This is a genomic window from Thermithiobacillus tepidarius DSM 3134 (assembly GCF_000423825.1).
Taxonomy (GTDB): domain Bacteria; phylum Pseudomonadota; class Gammaproteobacteria; order Acidithiobacillales; family Thermithiobacillaceae; genus Thermithiobacillus; species Thermithiobacillus tepidarius.
Genome location: NZ_AUIS01000015.1, coordinates 20,947 through 35,956, shown reverse-complemented (window position 1 = coordinate 35,956; position 15,010 = coordinate 20,947). Strand labels below are relative to the sequence as shown.

Below are 15,010 nucleotides of genomic sequence, written 5' to 3'. Positions count from 1 at the left end.
CTTAGCGCTCCAGTCGGGCTTGCCGCTCGCCCGCCGCCGGGCTGCGCACGCTGTCGCCGAGGCGGATGGCCTGGATGCTGTCCATGACCAGCACGTAGCTCACCCGGGCAAAGGGCCGGAACACCATGACGGTGCCGATGGCCTCTTCGGGCAGGACCACGGGCTTGCCGGTGACCGGGTCGTCGATCCGGCGGCCGCTGCGGTAGACGGTGAGCACCTGGCCCGGCTCCACGCCCGCCTGGGTGCCCAGGTTGATGATGCCGACCGCGCCCTGCCCCAGCTCGTTGACGCTCTGCTCCGCCGCGAAGAGGACACCGTTGACCGCCTGCGCCGGCGCCCGCGGCATGAAGTGCAGCCCGGTCCTGGCCGGCTGCGGCAGAAGCCGGTCGCCGGGGCGGATTTCCTGGTAAGCCTCGACGATGCGCAGGCGCCGTACCGGGCCGTCGTCCAGCACCTCGGCCACGCCCAGGTGATCCAGCCGGTGGCCCAGCACCCGCCGGCTGCCTGGGTCGACCAGCTCGGGTCCCAGGCGCACCACGTCGTAGCGCTGAGCGGCATCGGCGTCGAAGCCGCGGGCATAGACCACGTCATGCTGGCCGAAGATGACTCGCGCGTCCTTGCTGGCCAGCACGTAGGGCAGGTGCTTGAGCTCCTCGTCGGTGGCGATGCCGGGGCGGTTGAGGAAGGGCAGGATCAGCTCGGCGCGCACGGTGGGGATGGCTTCCAGGGGCAGCGCGCGCGCCTGCGGGCCGGCACGCACCACCTTGAGCTTGAGCATGCCGTCGCGCTGGTCGAAGACCAGCAGGTCGCCGGGATAGATGAGATCCGGGTTGGTGATGTAGGAGTTGCGCTCCCAGATCTCCGGCCATTGCCAGGGATTCTTCAGAAAACGGGCGGCGATGTCCCAGAGGGTGTCGCCCTTTTTCACCACGTATTCATAAGGCAGGTGACGGCCCGGCACCATGCGGAGCCGGTCGCCGCCGTCGCGGGGGGCGGCGGGGGTCGGGGCGGGGGCAAGCAGGGCCAGGCTCAGGCTAGCCAGGGCAAGGGGCTTCAGGTGGCGCAGCATGACAGTCCTTTGTGGTGTTTTTATCTGCTTTGTAGGAGCCGCGCGCGGCTCCCGGCTTATTGTCCCAAATTAGCACATTTTCCCGAAAACACATGCCCTACATGCGCAGGCGCTGGCCGTAGCCGGTCAGCTCCAGATAGCCCTGGCCGAGGCGGCGGCCGTCCTGCACGGCATCCACCGCGCCCTCCCAGTAGATGGTGCCGGTGCTGGCGCGGGCGTCCAGCTCCTGATCGGCCATGAGCGGTTGCAGGCGGAATTGCAGGCCGGGAACGCGCACGTCCCAGGCCACGGGGTAGCGCACCCGGGTGCGCGGCGAGGTCCAGTGGGTGACGGGCGTCATGCGGATCTCGTCGGGCCGGAAGCTGCGGCGGCGGCCGGCGGCGTCCCGGTGGGTGCCGCCGGCCCAGAGGACGCCGCCCCGGGCATCACGGATGCGAAAGAGCATCAGCGCCCCGCCGTCGTCCAGATTGAGGCCCAGCCAGTCCCAGCCGCTCGCCTCGCGGTGCAGGACGCGGCTGGACCACTCGTGGTCGAGCCAGGCCCGCCCCTGCACCGGCAGCCGCCGGCCCTGGCGCAGCACGGTGCCGGTGACGCGCAGCTGCGGCTGGCTGTAGTAATAGCTGGCGTCCAGGCGCTCGGGGCTCTTCTGGCTGAAGCCGGCGTCGCCCTGCAGCAGGATGGGCTGACTGGGGGTCAGGGTGAGCTCCAGGGTGAAGTCCTTGGCCGGAATGCGGGCGCGATAGCCGGCGCCCGTCTGCTGCAGGGACCAATCGTCGATCCAGACCGCCGTGCGGCCCGCCAGGGCTTCGGCCAGACCGAAGCCGGTGCGGGCGGCGCGCTCGTCGTGCAGCAGCCGGCTCTGACGCGGGTCGGCCAGGGCGGCGTGGGCGAAGAGCAGTTGGCGCGGCGCGAAGGCGCTGGGATTGGGCCAGTCCCGGGACGGGCGGCTGCGGAAGAAGGTGATCTGGAAGCCGAGCGGGCCCGCGTCGCTTTCCAGGCGGCCGGTGACATACCACCACTCGGTGCGGAAGGCCGGATGGCTGCCCTGGTCGGCCGGAAAGCGCAGGGCCGCGCCGGGCAGCACCGGCGGGTAATGCACCGGCGCCGCCTGGGCGGCCATGGCCAGCGGCAGCAGCAAGACGAGTACGGCCAGCCGCCGGCTGCGCTTCGCGGGGCGGCGGCCGGACGCCATCATTCCTCCCGCACCGCGCGCACGATGTCCCGGCCCATGACCTGGCGCGCGCTCCCCACGGCGGTCAGGGTGGCGGCCAGCACCAGCAGCCCGGCCAGACCCGCCAGCAGCGGCCCGGGCAGGTGCAGGTCCATGCTCCAGTGGAAGGACTGGCGGTTGACCACGAAGATCAGGATCAGGCTGATCACCCAGCCGAGCAGCAGGCCGACGCCCACGCCCAGCGCGCCGACGATGCCCGCCTCGGTGGCCAGCATGGCGCCGATCTGGCGCCGGTCCATGCCCAGATGGCGCAGCATGCCGAACTCGCCGCGCCGCGCCAGCACCTGGGCGCTGAAGCTGTTGCTGATGCCGAAGAGGCCGATGAGGATGGCCACCACCTCCAGCACGTAGGTGACGGCGAAGCTGCGGTCGAAGATGGCCAGGCTGATCTGGCGGATCTCGGTCGGCACCCGCATCTCCACCTGCCGCCCCAGGGGCAGGCGCGCGCGCAGGGCCGCGATCACCCCCTGCGGCGTCGCCCCGGGCGTGAGCCAGATGGCCGCATCGCTGGCGCCGTCGTCGCCGCTCAGGCGCCGGTAGAGCGGCCGCTCCAGCACGATCGCGCCCCACTGGCGCGCGTAGTCGCGCCACACGCCGGCCACGAAAAAGGCGTGTTGCCGGCCGGCGATGGGCAGGTGGACGATCTGGCCGGGACGGTAGCCGTAGAGGTCCTGCACCGCCTCCGAGATCCACACGGGCGGCGGACCGCCCGCCGGCGGCGCCAGCGGACCGTCGAGCAGCGGCAGATGCGCGCCGATCCGCGCGGGATCGAGATCGCGGGCCAGCAGCGCCACCGCCGGCTTGTCGGGGGCCAGCAGCAGGTCCTGGGCACGCAGGAACTGCACCTCGCGCACCCCGGGCGTGGCGCGGATGACGGCCTGGTCCGCCGGCGCGAAGAAGGCCGAGCCCAGGGTCTGGTTGGCGCGCAGGTAGAGGTCGGCGGGCAGCACCTGGCCGAGCCAGTCGTCCACCGACTGGCGGAAGGAGGCCACCATGATGGCCATGGATACCATCAGGCTGAAGCTGACCACGATGGCGGCCACCGCCACAGCCGCCTGCCCCGGCGCGCCGCGCAACTGGGCCACGGCGATCTGCGCCGGCGCGGCGACGGGCAGCGGCAGGCGGCGGGTGATCCCGCCGAGCAGGGTGGGCATCAGCAGCACCACCCCGACGAGCATCAGGGCGATGGCGAGATAGCCGAAGAGCGGCAGATCGCGCACCGGCGGGGCGCGGGTGGCGAGCAGGCCGAGGCCGAGCAGCAGCAGGCCCGGCCAAGCCCGGTGCAGGCGCCCCAGGGCGCGTTCCACGTCGCCGCCCCGAAGCGCCGGGGCCGGCGCCGTGCGGGCCATCTCCAGGGCCGGGGCCAGGGCGCCAAGGAGGGCGACGCCCACGCCCAAGGCGAAGAAGATGAACAGAGTGCCCGCGTCCGGCTGCAATTGCGGGCGCACGCCCTGGAAGTAGCCGCCGCCCAGGTCACCGCCCAGGAGCTGCAGGCCGGCGGCGGCCAGGCCCACGCCGAGGGCGAGGCCGAGGGCCGCGCCGACGAGGCCGATGAGCAGGCCCTCGCCGAGGAGGAGCAGCACCAGGCCGCGCGGCGTCACCCCGAGCACGCGCAGCAGGGCCAGTTGCGCGCGCCGGCGCAGCACGGCCATGGCCAGGGTGGAGAAGACCAGGAAGGCGCCGGTGAAGAGCGCCACCAGGGACAGCACGGTGAGGTTCACCCGATAGGCGCGCGACAGATTCTCGGCGCGCTGGCCGGCGGCCTGGGGCGGAGCGAGCGTCAAACCGGCCGGCAGGCGCGACTGCCAGCGCGCCTGGAAGGCGGCCGGGTCCACGCCGGGCCGCAGGCGCAGGTCGACGCGGTCGAGCCGGCCGACCCGCCCCAGGAACCACTGCGCGCCGGCGATGTCCATCACCCCGAGGCGCTGGCGCGGCCCGGCCGCCGGCAGCAGGCCGCCGACCCGCAGCGTCCGCGCGCGAAGTCCCACCTGGATGACCAGCCGGTCGCCCGGCCGCACGTCGAGCCAGCGGGCCGCCTCCTGACTCAGGAAGACCACGTCGGGCGCCAGCAGATCATCCTCGTCCATGCCGGCCGGGGCCAGCAGCATGGGCTGCAGGCGCAGGGCGCGGAACGGGTCCAGGCCGACGAGCTTGAGGGTGGCGTCGCGCCCCGGCAGCGTGGCCTCCACCTCCACCGCCGGGCTGGCCAGGGCCACCTGCGGGTCGCGGGCCAGTTGCGGATAGAGGCTTTCGGGGAAGCCCGCGCGCGGCCCGCGCAGGACCAGGTCCGCCTCCCCCGACAGGCTGCGCACCGCTTGGCTGAACTCGTTCACCGCCGCGCCGTTGATGAGGGTCACGGCGACCCCCAGCGCCACGCCGAAGGCGATGCCCAGCACGCTCAGAGCGGCGCGCCCGAGATTGCGGCGCAGGGAGCCCAGCACCGCCGCCTGCCACAGCAGCGCCCAGCCGGACAGCGCCTCACGCGGATTCATGGCGTCCTGGCGGGGGCCTGGAGGTGCAGGCCCTCGGCATCGAGCCGGTACACGCGGTCGGCGCTGGCGGCGGCGCTGCGCGAATGGGTGACGAGGATGGCGGTGCAGCCGTGCTCCCGCACCTGCCGGCGCAGCAGCTCCAGCACCTGGGCGGCGCTGTCCTGGTCCAGGTTGCCGGTGGGTTCGTCGGCCAGCAGCAGCTGCGGCTCGTGCACCAGGGCGCGGGCCACCGCCACGCGCTGCATCTGCCCGCCGGACAGTTCGCGCGGATAGCTGTCGGCGCGCGCCGCCAGGCCGACCGCGGCGAGCAGGGCCTGCACCCGCGCCCGGCGCCGGCTGGCCGGCACCTGGTTCAGGGCCAGCGGCAGGGCCACGTTCTGGGCGACGGTGAGATGGGGCAGCAGGTGGAAGGCCTGGAACACGAAGCCCATGCTGCGCCGCCGCAGGCGCGTGCGCTCCGCCTCGCCCATGCCGGTCAGCTCCCGGCCGGCCAGCAGGATGCGGCCGGCGTCGGGGGTGTCCAGGCCGGCAATGAGGTTGAGCAGGGTGGACTTGCCGGTGCCGCTTTCGCCCATGATGGCCACATAGTCACCGGCCGCCAGCGTCAGATCGACGTCGCGCAGCACTGGCCGCCCCTGGGGGCCGCCGTAGGCTTTGCACAACTGATGGATGGACAGCAAGCGAAGCACTCCCGAAAGGTCCTGAAAAAGCGGCGCCAAATAGGCTAAACTTTGAAGCAAAAACTATTCTATGCGAATCTAAGTTGAAACTGTGCCTTGGCCGGGATGCGGCCGGCACGATCATTCTGCATTGCGAGACCGAAAAAATGGCATTGCTCGATATATTGGAATACCCGGATCCGCGCCTGAACCGCCCGGCCACGCCCATCGTTCGGGTCAATAAGGATATCCTGCGGCTGGCCGACGACATGGCCGAAACCATGTACGACGCGCCCGGCATCGGCCTGGCCGCGCCGCAGGTGGCCGCGGGCCAGCAGCTGATCGTGGTGGATATCTCCGAAAACCGCAACGAACTGCTGACCCTGGTCAACCCGGAAATCATCGAGGCCCATGGCATCGAGGAGATGAAGGAAGGCTGCCTGTCCGTGCCCGGCGTCTACGAACTCGTGCAACGGGCCGAGCGGATCAAGGTACGCGCCCAGGACCTGCAGGGCAAGCCGCTGGAGCTGGAGGCCGATGGCCTGCTGGCCGTGTGCCTGCAGCACGAGATCGACCATCTGCACGGGCGCATCTTCGTGGAGCACCTGTCGCGCCTGAAGCAGAATCTCATCCGCAAGAAGCTGACCAAGCGTCAGCGGCAGGCGGGCTAGGTCCATGGCCGCGGGCGGCAGGCGCGTCATTTTCGCCGGCACCCCCGAGTTCGCCGTGCCGCCGCTGCAGATCCTGCTGCGCGGCCCGGAGGAGGTGGTGGCCGTGCTGACGCAGCCGGATCGCCCGGCCGGGCGCGGTCGCGCCGTCGCCGAGAGCCCGGTCAAGCGCACGGCGGTGGCCCACGGGCTGCCCGTGCTGCAGCCGACCACGCTGCGGGATGCCGCGGTGCAGGCGCAGTTGCGGGCGCTGCAGCCGGATCTGATGGTGGTGGTGGCCTACGGCCTGCTGCTGCCGCAGGCGGTCCTGGACATTCCGCGCCTGGGCGCCATCAACATCCACGCCAGCCTGCTGCCCCGCTACCGCGGGGCGGCGCCGATCCAGCGCGCCATCGAGCAGGGCGAGACGGAGACCGGCATCAGCATCATGCAGATGGAGCGGGGGCTGGACAGCGGGCCCGTGCTGTGGGTGCGGCGCCTGCCCATCGAGGAGCGGGAGACCGGCGGCAGCCTGCACGACAAGCTCATGCAGCTCGGCGCCGAGGCGCTGCGCGAGGCCCTGGACCGGCTGTGGGACGGCCGGCTGCATCCGGAGCCGCAGGATCACGAGCGCGCCACCTACGCGCCCAAGCTGAAGAAGGCGGAAGCCTTGCTGGACTGGCAGCTCGCCGCGGCGGATCTGGACCGCCTGGTGCGCGCCTTCAATCCCTATCCGGTGGCGGAAACCCGCTTCCGCGGCAAGACGCTGCGCATCTGGGAGGCCCGGCCGATCCCGCCCACCGGCCTGCCCGCGGCGCTGCCCGGCACCATCATGCGCGCGGACGCCGGCAATCTCTGGGTGGCCACCGGCGACGGCGCCCTGGCCCTGCAGAAGGTGCAGATGCCCGGCAAGGCGCCGGTGGAGATCGGCGATTTCATCAACGGCTACCGTCCGGAACCGGGCGAGCTTTTGGGCAGTCCGGCCGCCCCTTCCGCTTGAGCAGGAGGCAACCATGCTGAGCAACTGGTTTAAGACGACGCTCCTGATGGCCGCGTTGACCGCGCTCTTCATGCTGGTCGGCGGTGCCCTGGGCGGCCAGACCGGCATGCTGATCGCCCTGCTCTTCGCCGCCGGCACCAACCTGTGGGCCTACTGGTCCTCGGATCGCATGGTGCTGCGCATGTACAACGCCCAGGAGGTGGACGAGCACGGCGCGCCGCAGCTCTACCGCGTCGTGCGCGAGCTGTCCGAGCGGGCCGGCCTGCCCATGCCGCGGGTCTACATCATTCCCGATGACGCGCCCAACGCCTTCGCCACCGGCCGCAATCCCCAGCACGCGGCGGTGGCGGTCACCAGCGGCATCCTGCGCCTCCTGAGCGCGCGTGAGCTGCGCGGCGTGCTGGCGCACGAGCTGGCCCACGTCCGCCACCGCGACATCCTGATTTCCACCCTGGCGGCCACGGTGGCCGGCGCCATTGCCGCCCTGGCCCAGTTCGGCCAGTTGTCCATGCTCTTCGGCGGCCAGCAGCGCGAGAACAACGGCGTGCTGGGCGTGTTCAGCGCCATGCTGGTGATCATCCTGGCCCCGGTGGCGGCCATGCTGATCCAGATGGCCGTGTCCCGCACCCGCGAGTTCGGCGCCGACCGCGGCGGGGCGGAGATTTCCGGCGATCCGCTGGCCCTGGCCGCGGCGCTGGAAAAGATCGAGCAGGCCGCCCACCAGGTGCCGCTCGCCGGCGCCGAGGCGCATCCGACCACGGCGCAGATGATGATCGTCAACCCGCTGCGCGGCGAGGACATCATGCGGCTGTTTGCAACCCATCCCAATACCGGCGAACGCATCGAGCGACTGCATTACATCGCCCGGGACATGGGGGTGGCGTGAGCTTGCCCCCGGCCCGGCGCCCGCTGAAGCCCGCCCGGCAGGACTCCGCACGACCCGTGGCAACGTCTTCCGCTCCGCCCGCCTCGGCCCGGCTGCGCGCGGCCCTGGCCCTGCAGCAGGTGTGGGCGGGCCGATCCCTGGATGACGCCCTGCAGCTGCAGGGCTTGTCCGCCCGCGATCAGCGCCAGGCCCAGTGGCTCGCCTACAATGCCACGCGTTGGGCGCAGCGGCTGGAGGCCTTGCTGGACCTGCTGCTGGACAAGCCGCTCAAGGCGCGCGATCAGGATCTCAAGGCCCTGCTCCTGGTCGCCCTCTACGAGCTGCAGGCGTCGCGCGCGCCCGCGCCGGCCAGCGTCAACGAGGCCGTCGCCCTGGCCGCCCAGCTGGACAAGGATTGGGCGCGCGGCCTGGTGAACGCCGTGCTGCGCCGCTACCTGCGCGAGCGCGCGGCGCTGGACGCGCGCCTGGACGGCATGGGGCCGGCGGTGGCCAGCTCGCACCCGCAATGGCTGGTCGAGGCGCTGCAGACGGCCTATCCCGAGGACTGGCCGGCCGTGCTGGCGGCCAACAACGCCCATCCGCCGCTGGTGCTGCGCGTCAACCGCCGCCGGCTGGCCCGCGAAGCCTATCTGGCGCACCTGGCCGCAGCCGGCTTCGCGGCCCAAGGCCAGGCGCGGACGGCGGCGGGCGTGGTGCTGGACGCCCCGGTCGCGGTGGAAAGCTTGCCGGGCTGGCGCGAGGGCTGGGTTTCGGTGCAGGACGGCGCGGCCCAGTTAGCAGCTCCATTGGTGAACCCTCAGCCGGGCGAGCGCGTGCTGGACGCCTGCGCCGCCCCCGGTGGCAAGACCGCGCACCTCTTGGAACTGGCGGACCTTGACCTGTGGGCGGTGGACATCTCCGCGCGGCGCCTGGGACAGATCCGCGAAAACCTGCAGCGCCTCGGCCTGCCGGCAGCCCGCCTGATCGCCGCCGATGCCGCGCAGCCGGACGCCTGGTGGGACGGCGTGCCCTTCGATCGCATCCTGCTGGATGCCCCCTGCTCGGCCACCGGCGTGATCCGCCGCCATCCGGACATCAAGCTGCTGCGCCGCGCCGGGGACATCCCGGCGCTGGCGGCCCGGCAGCGGGCGCTGCTGGCGGCCCTCTGGCCCCTGCTCCGGCCCGGCGGGCGCTTCGTCTACGCCACCTGCAGCGTGCTGCCTACGGAGAATGCCGAGCAGATCGCCGCCTTCTGCGCCAGCCATGCCGATGCCCGCTGCCTGGCGTTGCCGGGGACGGGGCAGGTGTTGCCCGGCGCCGACGGCATGGATGGCTTTTTCTACGCGGTGCTCGAAAAGGAGGCCGCGTGACCGTCCGCTGGCCCATCGGGATCCTGCTCCTGTTTGCCCTGCTCCTGCCCCTGCCCGCCGTCGCCGCCAATTTCCAGGTGGACAGCGTGCAGGTCAGCAAGCAGGACGAGGTATACTACGTGAGCGCCCGCTTCAATCTGCAAACCTCGCCGCGCCTGCGCGAGCTGCTGGATCGCGGCGTCACCCTGGCGCTGGTGACCGAGGCCAAGGTGGAGCAGCCGCGTCCGCTCATCTGGGGCGACACCATCGCGCTGGTGCGCCAGGTGCGCTACGTGCAGTATCACCCGCTGACGCGCCTGTATCTGGTGGATGAACCGAGCACCGGCGCGCGCCGCATCTTCGCCGGTTGGCCCCAGGCGCTGGCCTATCTGGAGCGGGTGCGGGATTTGCCTTTGGTGGACGAGGTCCTGTTGAGCCCCAACGAATCCTATGAGGTGTACGTGCGCATCCGCCTGGACAATTCCGTCCTGCCGCTGGCCCTGCGCCTGAGCGCCATGACCTCCGACTGGGGGATGGACAGCCCATGGAAGAGCGTCGCACTGCGCCCGTGAGCCGCCTTTCCACCCTCGGGGTGGGACGGTTGGGCGGCGGCTTCGCCAGTGGTTGGGGGGTGGTGATCCTGCTCCTGGCCCTGGGCGCCTCGCTGACCTTCACCTACATCGCCAGCCAGGGCCGCGATTACGGGGATCTCTTCATTCCCCTACTGATCGGCAACGGCGCCGCCGTAGTGCTGCTCTTTGCCCTCATTCTCTTCAACATTTTCGTGCTGTGGCGGCAGTGGCGCGCCGGCATCCTGGGCACCCGCCTGGCGGCGCGTCTGGTGCTGATCATCGCCGTGCTCACGGTCACGCCGGCGGCGGCCGTGTTCGGCTTCTCCTGGCTCTTCCTGAACCGCGGCATCGACTCCTGGTTCAGCGTGGAGGTGCGCGATGCCCTGGATCAGGCCCTCAGCGTGGCGCGCAGCAGCATCGAGCAAAGCCGCCTCGATACCCTGGGCGCGGCGCAGAGCATTGCCCGGGCGCTGGAGGAGCAGGGCGAGGACAAGCCCCTGGCCACCCTCATGCGCATGCGCGCCCAGTTCCGGCTGGCGGAGGCCACCCTGCTGGAGGAGGACGGCCGCATTATCGGCACCAGCAGCGACAGCCTGACCCTGGCGCCCGCCCTGCCCACCGGCGACATGCTGGCCGTCGCCCGCGGCAGCCGGCCCTACGCCGTGGTGGAGCCCAATGCCCGCGGCGATCTCGTGATCAAGGTCCTGGTGCCGGTGGCCAGCACCCGGCTGGCGCCGCCGCGCCGTCTCCTGTACGTGGTCAATCCCCTGCCGCGCCAGCTCACCGCCGCCGCCGACAGCGTGCAGCTGGCCTACAAGCGCTATCAGCGGCTGGAGCTCATGCGCGATCCCATGAAGACCGCTTTCAAGCTCAGCCTCACCAGCGTCCTGCTGGTGACCGGCCTGACCGCCCTGTGGCTGAGCCTGTTCCTGTCGCGGCGCCTGGCGGCGCCCATCGGCCATCTGGCGGCGGGCACCCGCGCCGTGGCGCGCGGCGAGTTCGCGCCGGTGCTGCCCGGCGCCGGCCACGATGAGATGGGCATCCTGGTGCACTCCTTCAACAGCATGACCCGCCAGCTGGCCCAGGCCCAGCGCAGCGCCGCCCAGGCCCAGGCCCAGGCCGAGGAGCGCCGCGCCTTCGTGGAGACCATCCTGGCGCACCTGTCCACCGGCGTGATGACCTTCAACGCCGAGGGCAGGCTGGCGGTGATCAATGCCGCCGCCGCCCACATCCTGCGCATTCCCTTCGACGAGGAGCTCGGCCTGTCGGCGGCGGAGCTGATCGCCCGCCATCCGGAATTGTCGCCCTTCTTCGGTTGGCTGCAGAACTGCCTGGCGCATCCGGAACGGGACTGCCAGCAGGAGCTGGTGCTGGACCGGGTGCTGGGCAAGCAGACCCTGCTCCTGCGCGGCGCCCCCCTGCCCCCGGCGCGGCCCGTCGAGGAGCAGGAGAGTGCGCCCGCGGTTCACGGCCCGGCCGGCTTCGTGCTGGTCTTCGACGACATCACCACCCTGATCCAGGCGCAGCGCAGCGCGGCCTGGAGCGAGGTGGCCAGGCGCCTGGCCCACGAGATCAAGAACCCGCTCACCCCCATCCAACTCTCCGCCGAGCGGCTGCGGCGCAAATATCTGGCGCAGCTCGGCGCGGCCGGCGAACCCCTGGACCGCGCCACCCGCACCATCATCAATCAGGTGGAAACCCTCAAGGTCATGGTGGACGCCTTTTCCGAGTACGCGCGCCAGCCGCAGCTGCGCATCCGGCCCTTGGACCTGAATGCGCTGATCAACGAGACCCTGGAACTGTACCGGGAGCAGGGGCAGCATTTGATCACGCCGGCGAGCCTGCCGATCGCCGGGGATGCCGCCGCCAAAGGCATCTACATCGAAACCGACCTGGACCCGACCCTGCCCCTGGTGGAGGCCGACGCCGGCCGCCTGCGGCAGGTGCTGCACAATCTGCTGCGCAATGCCCTGGACGCCCTGTCCGAGGGCCACCGCATCGAGATCAGGACGCGCGCCCAGGGCGGCGGCAACGGCGAGCTGCGCGTGCAGCTGACCGTGGCCGACGACGGCCCCGGCTTCCCGCCCGAGCTGCTGGAGCGCGTCTTCGAGCCCTACGTGACCAGCAAGCCCCGGGGCACGGGCCTGGGCTTGGCCATTGTCAAAAAGATGGTGGAGGAGCACGGCGGCCAGATCACCGCCGACAACCGACCCACGGGCGGGGCGCGCATCGTGATCACCCTGCCCGCCCGCATCCTGCACAAGGGAGTGGCATGAACATGGAACCCGCTATGGAAGACCGGCGCAGCGACGAAGTGCTCGCCCGCATCCTGATCGTGGACGACGAGCCGGACATTCGCGAATCCCTCAAGGAAATCCTGGAGGACGAGGGCTATCAGGTCCTGCTGGCCGCCTCCGCCGCCGAGGCCGAGGCGGTGCGCCGGGAGCAGCGGGTGGACCTGGTGCTCCTGGACATCTGGATGCCCGGCGAGGACGGCATCTCCCTGCTCAAGCGCTGGGCCGCCCGCGGCCTGGAGCCGCCGGTGGTGATGATGTCCGGCCACGGCACGGTGGAGACGGCAGTGGAGGCCACCAAGCTCGGCGCCTACGACTTCATCGAAAAGCCCCTGTCCCTGGACAAGACCCTGCTCACCATCGACCATGCCCTGGAAGCCGCGCGCCTGCGCCAGGAAAACGTGGACCTCAAGCGCCAGGCGCGGCCGGTGAGCGCCCCCAGCGGCGACAGCCTGGCGGCGGCTCATCTGCGCCAGCAACTGGAGCGCGTCGCCCAGAGCGACTCCTGGGTGCTGCTGAGCGGCCCGCCCGGCAGCGGCAAGGAGGTGGCCGCCCGCTATCTGCACGCCCACAGCCGCCGCGCCAAGGGCCCCTTCGTGGATCTGAAGGCGGCGGCCATCACTCAGCCCAACATCGCTGTGGAGCTCTTCGGCAGCGAGCAGGAGGGGCAGGTGCACAGCGGCCGGCTGGAGCAGGCGCATCGCGGCACGCTCTTCATCGACGAAATCGCGGACATGGACCTGGAAACCCAGGCGCGGCTGTTGTCCGCCCTGCAGGAGGGCCGCCTGCGCCGGGTGGGCGGCATGGTGCCGGTGCAGGTCGACGTGCGCGTGGTGGCGGCCACCTGCCGCGACCTGCGCGCCGAAATGCAGGCGGGCCGCTTCCGCGAGGATCTCTACTACCGCCTCAACGTGGTGCCCCTGCGCGTCCCCGCGCTGGCGGAGCGGCGCCAGGACATTCCGCTGCTGGTGGCGGAGTTCGTGCGCTTCTACGGCGAGCGCGACGGCCTGAGCCCGCGGCGCTTCAGCCCGGCGGCCCTGGAGGTGATGTCCCACTATCCCTGGCCCGGCAACGTGCGCGAGCTGCAGAACCTGGTGGAGCGCCTGCTCATCCTGTCCGAGGGTCCGGAGGTCAGCGGCGAAGAGGTGGAGCGCGCCCTCGGCCTGGACAACCGCGCCGCCATCAGCGATATGGAGGCCGACGAGTTCAGCGGCACGCTGAAGGTGGCCCGCGACAAGTTCGAGCGCGCCTTCATCGAGTACCATTTAGCGCGCAACGGGGGTAATATTGCGCGCACCGCCGAGGCCGTGGGCCTGGAACGCACCCATCTTTACCGCAAATTGAAGAGCCTGGGCATTCCCTATTGAGCGGGCGGAGGGGCAGGGACGGCGATTCGTGAAAGGGGCGGCCGTTCACGCCCCGGCTTTCACTTTTCACGGGTCATAGCGATACATGAAAATCATCATCCTGGGTGCCGGCCAGGTGGGTTCTTCCGTGGCGGAAAGCCTGGCCACGGAAAACAACGATATCACCGTGGTGGACGCCAACGCGGACCTGCTCGCCGCGCTGCGCGACCGCCTGGACATCCAGACCGTGACCGGCCACGCCGCCTTTCCCTCGGTGCTGGAGCAGGCGGGCGCCACGGATGCCGACCTGCTCCTCGCCGTCACCAGCAGCGACGAAACCAACATCGTCGCCTGCGAAGTGGCCAACGCCCTCTTCCACACCCCCACCAAGATCGCCCGCATCCGGGCCCCGGAGTACTGGAGCCACCGCAATCTCTTCGATGCCAAGACCTTCCCGGTGGACGTGCTCATCAGCCCCGAGGCGCTGGTCACCGAATACATCCTGCGCCTAGTGGAATACCCCGGCGCCATGCGCGTGCAGTCCTTCGCGGAAGGGCGGGTCAGCCTAGTGGGCGTCAAGGCCGTGCCCGGCGGTCCCCTGATCGGTCACGCCATCCGCGACCTGCGTCGGCACATGCCGCATGTGGATACCCGGGTCGCCGCCATCTACCGGCGCACCCGCGCCATCAATCCCGAGGGCAACACGGTCATCGAGCCCGGCGACGAGGTGTTCTTCATCGCCCGCAGCGAGGATATCCGCGCGGTCATGGGCGAGCTGGGCATCCGCGAGCCGGACTACAAGCGCATCCTCATCGCCGGCGGCGGCAACATCGGCCTGCGCCTGGCCAAGGCGCTGGAGGAGCGTTCCCTGGCGGTCAAGGTCATCGATCACAATCCCAAGCGCACCCTCTATGCCGCCGAGCAGCTGCGGCGCAGTCTGGTGCTGCGCGGCGACGCAGCGGACGAGGGATTGCTGAACCAGGAGGGCATCCGCGAGACCGACCTCTTCATCGCCGTCACCAATGACGACGAGGCCAACATCCTGTCGGCCATGCTGGCCAAGCGCTTGGGCGCGCGGCGGACCTTTTCCCTGATCAACCGCGCCGCCTACGCTGATCTGGTGCAGAGCACCGGCATCGACGTGGCGGTCAGCCCGCACTGGGCCACCATCGGCTCCGTGCTCGCCCACGTGCGCGCCGGCGACGTGGCCGCCGTGCACAGCCTGCGCTACGGTGCGGCGGAGGTGCTGGACATCGTTGCCCACGGCGACCGCAGCACCTCCAAGGTCGTCGGCCGACGCCTGGAGGAAATCCGCCTGCCGCCGGGCGTCAACATCGCCGCCCTGGTGCGCGGCAACGAGGTGCTGATCGCCCACCACGACACGGTCGTCGAGGCGGAGGACCACGTCATCGTTTTCGTCATCGACAAGCGGCGCGTGCGCGAGGTGGAAAAGCTCTTCCAGGTCGGCTTCACTTTCTTCTAGAGG

12 protein-coding genes are annotated in these 15,010 nt (G+C 71.0%); 8 read left to right on the top strand and 4 right to left on the bottom strand.

The window, feature by feature from the left end; translation table 11 throughout:
- Window position 1: 1 nt before the first annotated feature.
- The 4 genes from G579_RS16730 to G579_RS0108745 all read right to left on the bottom strand — a co-directional run bounded on the left by G579_RS16730 (window position 2) and on the right by G579_RS0108745 (window position 5,481).
- Entirely contained in the window at window positions 2–1,069 is a 1,068-nt protein-coding gene (locus tag G579_RS16730; RefSeq protein WP_051181264.1) for a LysM peptidoglycan-binding domain-containing protein, read from the bottom strand.
- A gap of 97 nt (window positions 1,070–1,166) precedes the next feature.
- A complete protein-coding gene (locus G579_RS0108755; RefSeq protein ID WP_051181261.1) occupies window positions 1,167–2,261 on the bottom strand; it encodes a lipocalin-like domain-containing protein in 1,095 nt (364 codons plus the stop codon).
- Window positions 2,261–4,792, bottom strand: coding sequence for an FtsX-like permease family protein (locus G579_RS0108750; protein ID WP_038019107.1), 2,532 nt, complete (start codon window positions 4,790–4,792; stop codon window positions 2,261–2,263). The genes G579_RS0108755 and G579_RS0108750 overlap by 1 nt, the downstream gene beginning before the upstream one ends.
- Entirely contained in the window at window positions 4,789–5,481 is a 693-nt protein-coding gene (locus G579_RS0108745; RefSeq protein ID WP_230973829.1) for an ABC transporter ATP-binding protein, read from the bottom strand. The genes G579_RS0108750 and G579_RS0108745 overlap by 4 nt, the downstream gene beginning before the upstream one ends.
- A 137-nt stretch (window positions 5,482–5,618) precedes the next feature.
- On the opposite strand from G579_RS0108745, the gene def reads away from it, so the two are divergent.
- The 8 genes from def to trkA all read left to right on the top strand — a co-directional run bounded on the left by def (window position 5,619) and on the right by trkA (window position 15,007).
- A complete protein-coding gene (def, locus tag G579_RS0108740) occupies window positions 5,619–6,122 on the top strand; it encodes a peptide deformylase (protein WP_028989884.1) in 504 nt (167 codons plus the stop codon).
- Between the two features lie 4 nt (window positions 6,123–6,126).
- Window positions 6,127–7,098: a methionyl-tRNA formyltransferase gene (gene fmt / locus G579_RS0108735; protein ID WP_028989883.1), complete on the top strand. Its 972-nt coding sequence runs from the start codon at window positions 6,127–6,129 to the stop codon at window positions 7,096–7,098.
- Between the two features lie 13 nt (window positions 7,099–7,111).
- Window positions 7,112–7,984, top strand: coding sequence for a zinc metalloprotease HtpX (gene htpX / locus G579_RS0108730; RefSeq protein ID WP_211218695.1), 873 nt, complete (start codon window positions 7,112–7,114; stop codon window positions 7,982–7,984).
- 56 nt (window positions 7,985–8,040) lie between these two features.
- Window positions 8,041–9,333 (top strand): 16S rRNA (cytosine(967)-C(5))-methyltransferase RsmB, encoded by a 1,293-nt coding sequence (gene rsmB, locus G579_RS0108725; protein ID WP_028989881.1) that lies wholly within the window; start codon window positions 8,041–8,043, stop codon window positions 9,331–9,333.
- Window positions 9,330–9,884: a DUF4390 domain-containing protein gene (locus G579_RS19175; RefSeq protein WP_028989880.1), complete on the top strand. Its 555-nt coding sequence runs from the start codon at window positions 9,330–9,332 to the stop codon at window positions 9,882–9,884. The genes rsmB and G579_RS19175 overlap by 4 nt, the downstream gene beginning before the upstream one ends.
- Window positions 9,857–12,160: a sensor histidine kinase gene (locus tag G579_RS16725; RefSeq protein ID WP_051181259.1), complete on the top strand. Its 2,304-nt coding sequence runs from the start codon at window positions 9,857–9,859 to the stop codon at window positions 12,158–12,160. Before G579_RS19175 ends, G579_RS16725 begins: the two co-directional genes overlap by 28 nt.
- Complete coding sequence (locus G579_RS0108710; RefSeq protein WP_230973828.1) at window positions 12,157–13,545, top strand: sigma-54-dependent transcriptional regulator; 1,389 nt, start codon at window positions 12,157–12,159, stop codon at window positions 13,543–13,545. Before G579_RS16725 ends, G579_RS0108710 begins: the two co-directional genes overlap by 4 nt.
- Before the next feature lie 85 nt (window positions 13,546–13,630).
- The gene (gene trkA / locus G579_RS0108705; RefSeq protein ID WP_028989878.1) at window positions 13,631–15,007 is read left to right on the top strand and encodes a Trk system potassium transporter TrkA; all 1,377 of its coding nucleotides are present in this window, start codon (window positions 13,631–13,633) and stop codon (window positions 15,005–15,007) included.
- The last annotated feature ends 3 nt before the right edge of the window (window positions 15,008–15,010 follow it).

What these genes read in the sequence shown, in the direction of transcription:
- trkA (WP_028989878.1), top strand. Translation starts at nt 13,631, where the DNA reads ATGAAAATCATCATCCTGGGTGCCGGCCAGGTGGGTTCTTCCGTGGCG.
- G579_RS0108750 (WP_038019107.1), bottom strand. Translation starts at nt 4,792, where the DNA reads ATGAATCCGCGTGAGGCGCTGTCCGGCTGGGCGCTGCTGTGGCAGGCG.
- G579_RS16725 (WP_051181259.1), top strand. Translation starts at nt 9,857, where the DNA reads ATGGAAGAGCGTCGCACTGCGCCCGTGAGCCGCCTTTCCACCCTCGGG.
- G579_RS0108710 (WP_230973828.1), top strand. Translation starts at nt 12,157, where the DNA reads ATGAACATGGAACCCGCTATGGAAGACCGGCGCAGCGACGAAGTGCTC.
- htpX (WP_211218695.1), top strand. Translation starts at nt 7,112, where the DNA reads ATGCTGAGCAACTGGTTTAAGACGACGCTCCTGATGGCCGCGTTGACC.
- G579_RS16730 (WP_051181264.1), bottom strand. Translation starts at nt 1,069, where the DNA reads ATGCTGCGCCACCTGAAGCCCCTTGCCCTGGCTAGCCTGAGCCTGGCC.
- fmt (WP_028989883.1), top strand. Translation starts at nt 6,127, where the DNA reads ATGGCCGCGGGCGGCAGGCGCGTCATTTTCGCCGGCACCCCCGAGTTC.
- def (WP_028989884.1), top strand. Translation starts at nt 5,619, where the DNA reads ATGGCATTGCTCGATATATTGGAATACCCGGATCCGCGCCTGAACCGC.
- G579_RS0108755 (WP_051181261.1), bottom strand. Translation starts at nt 2,261, where the DNA reads ATGGCGTCCGGCCGCCGCCCCGCGAAGCGCAGCCGGCGGCTGGCCGTA.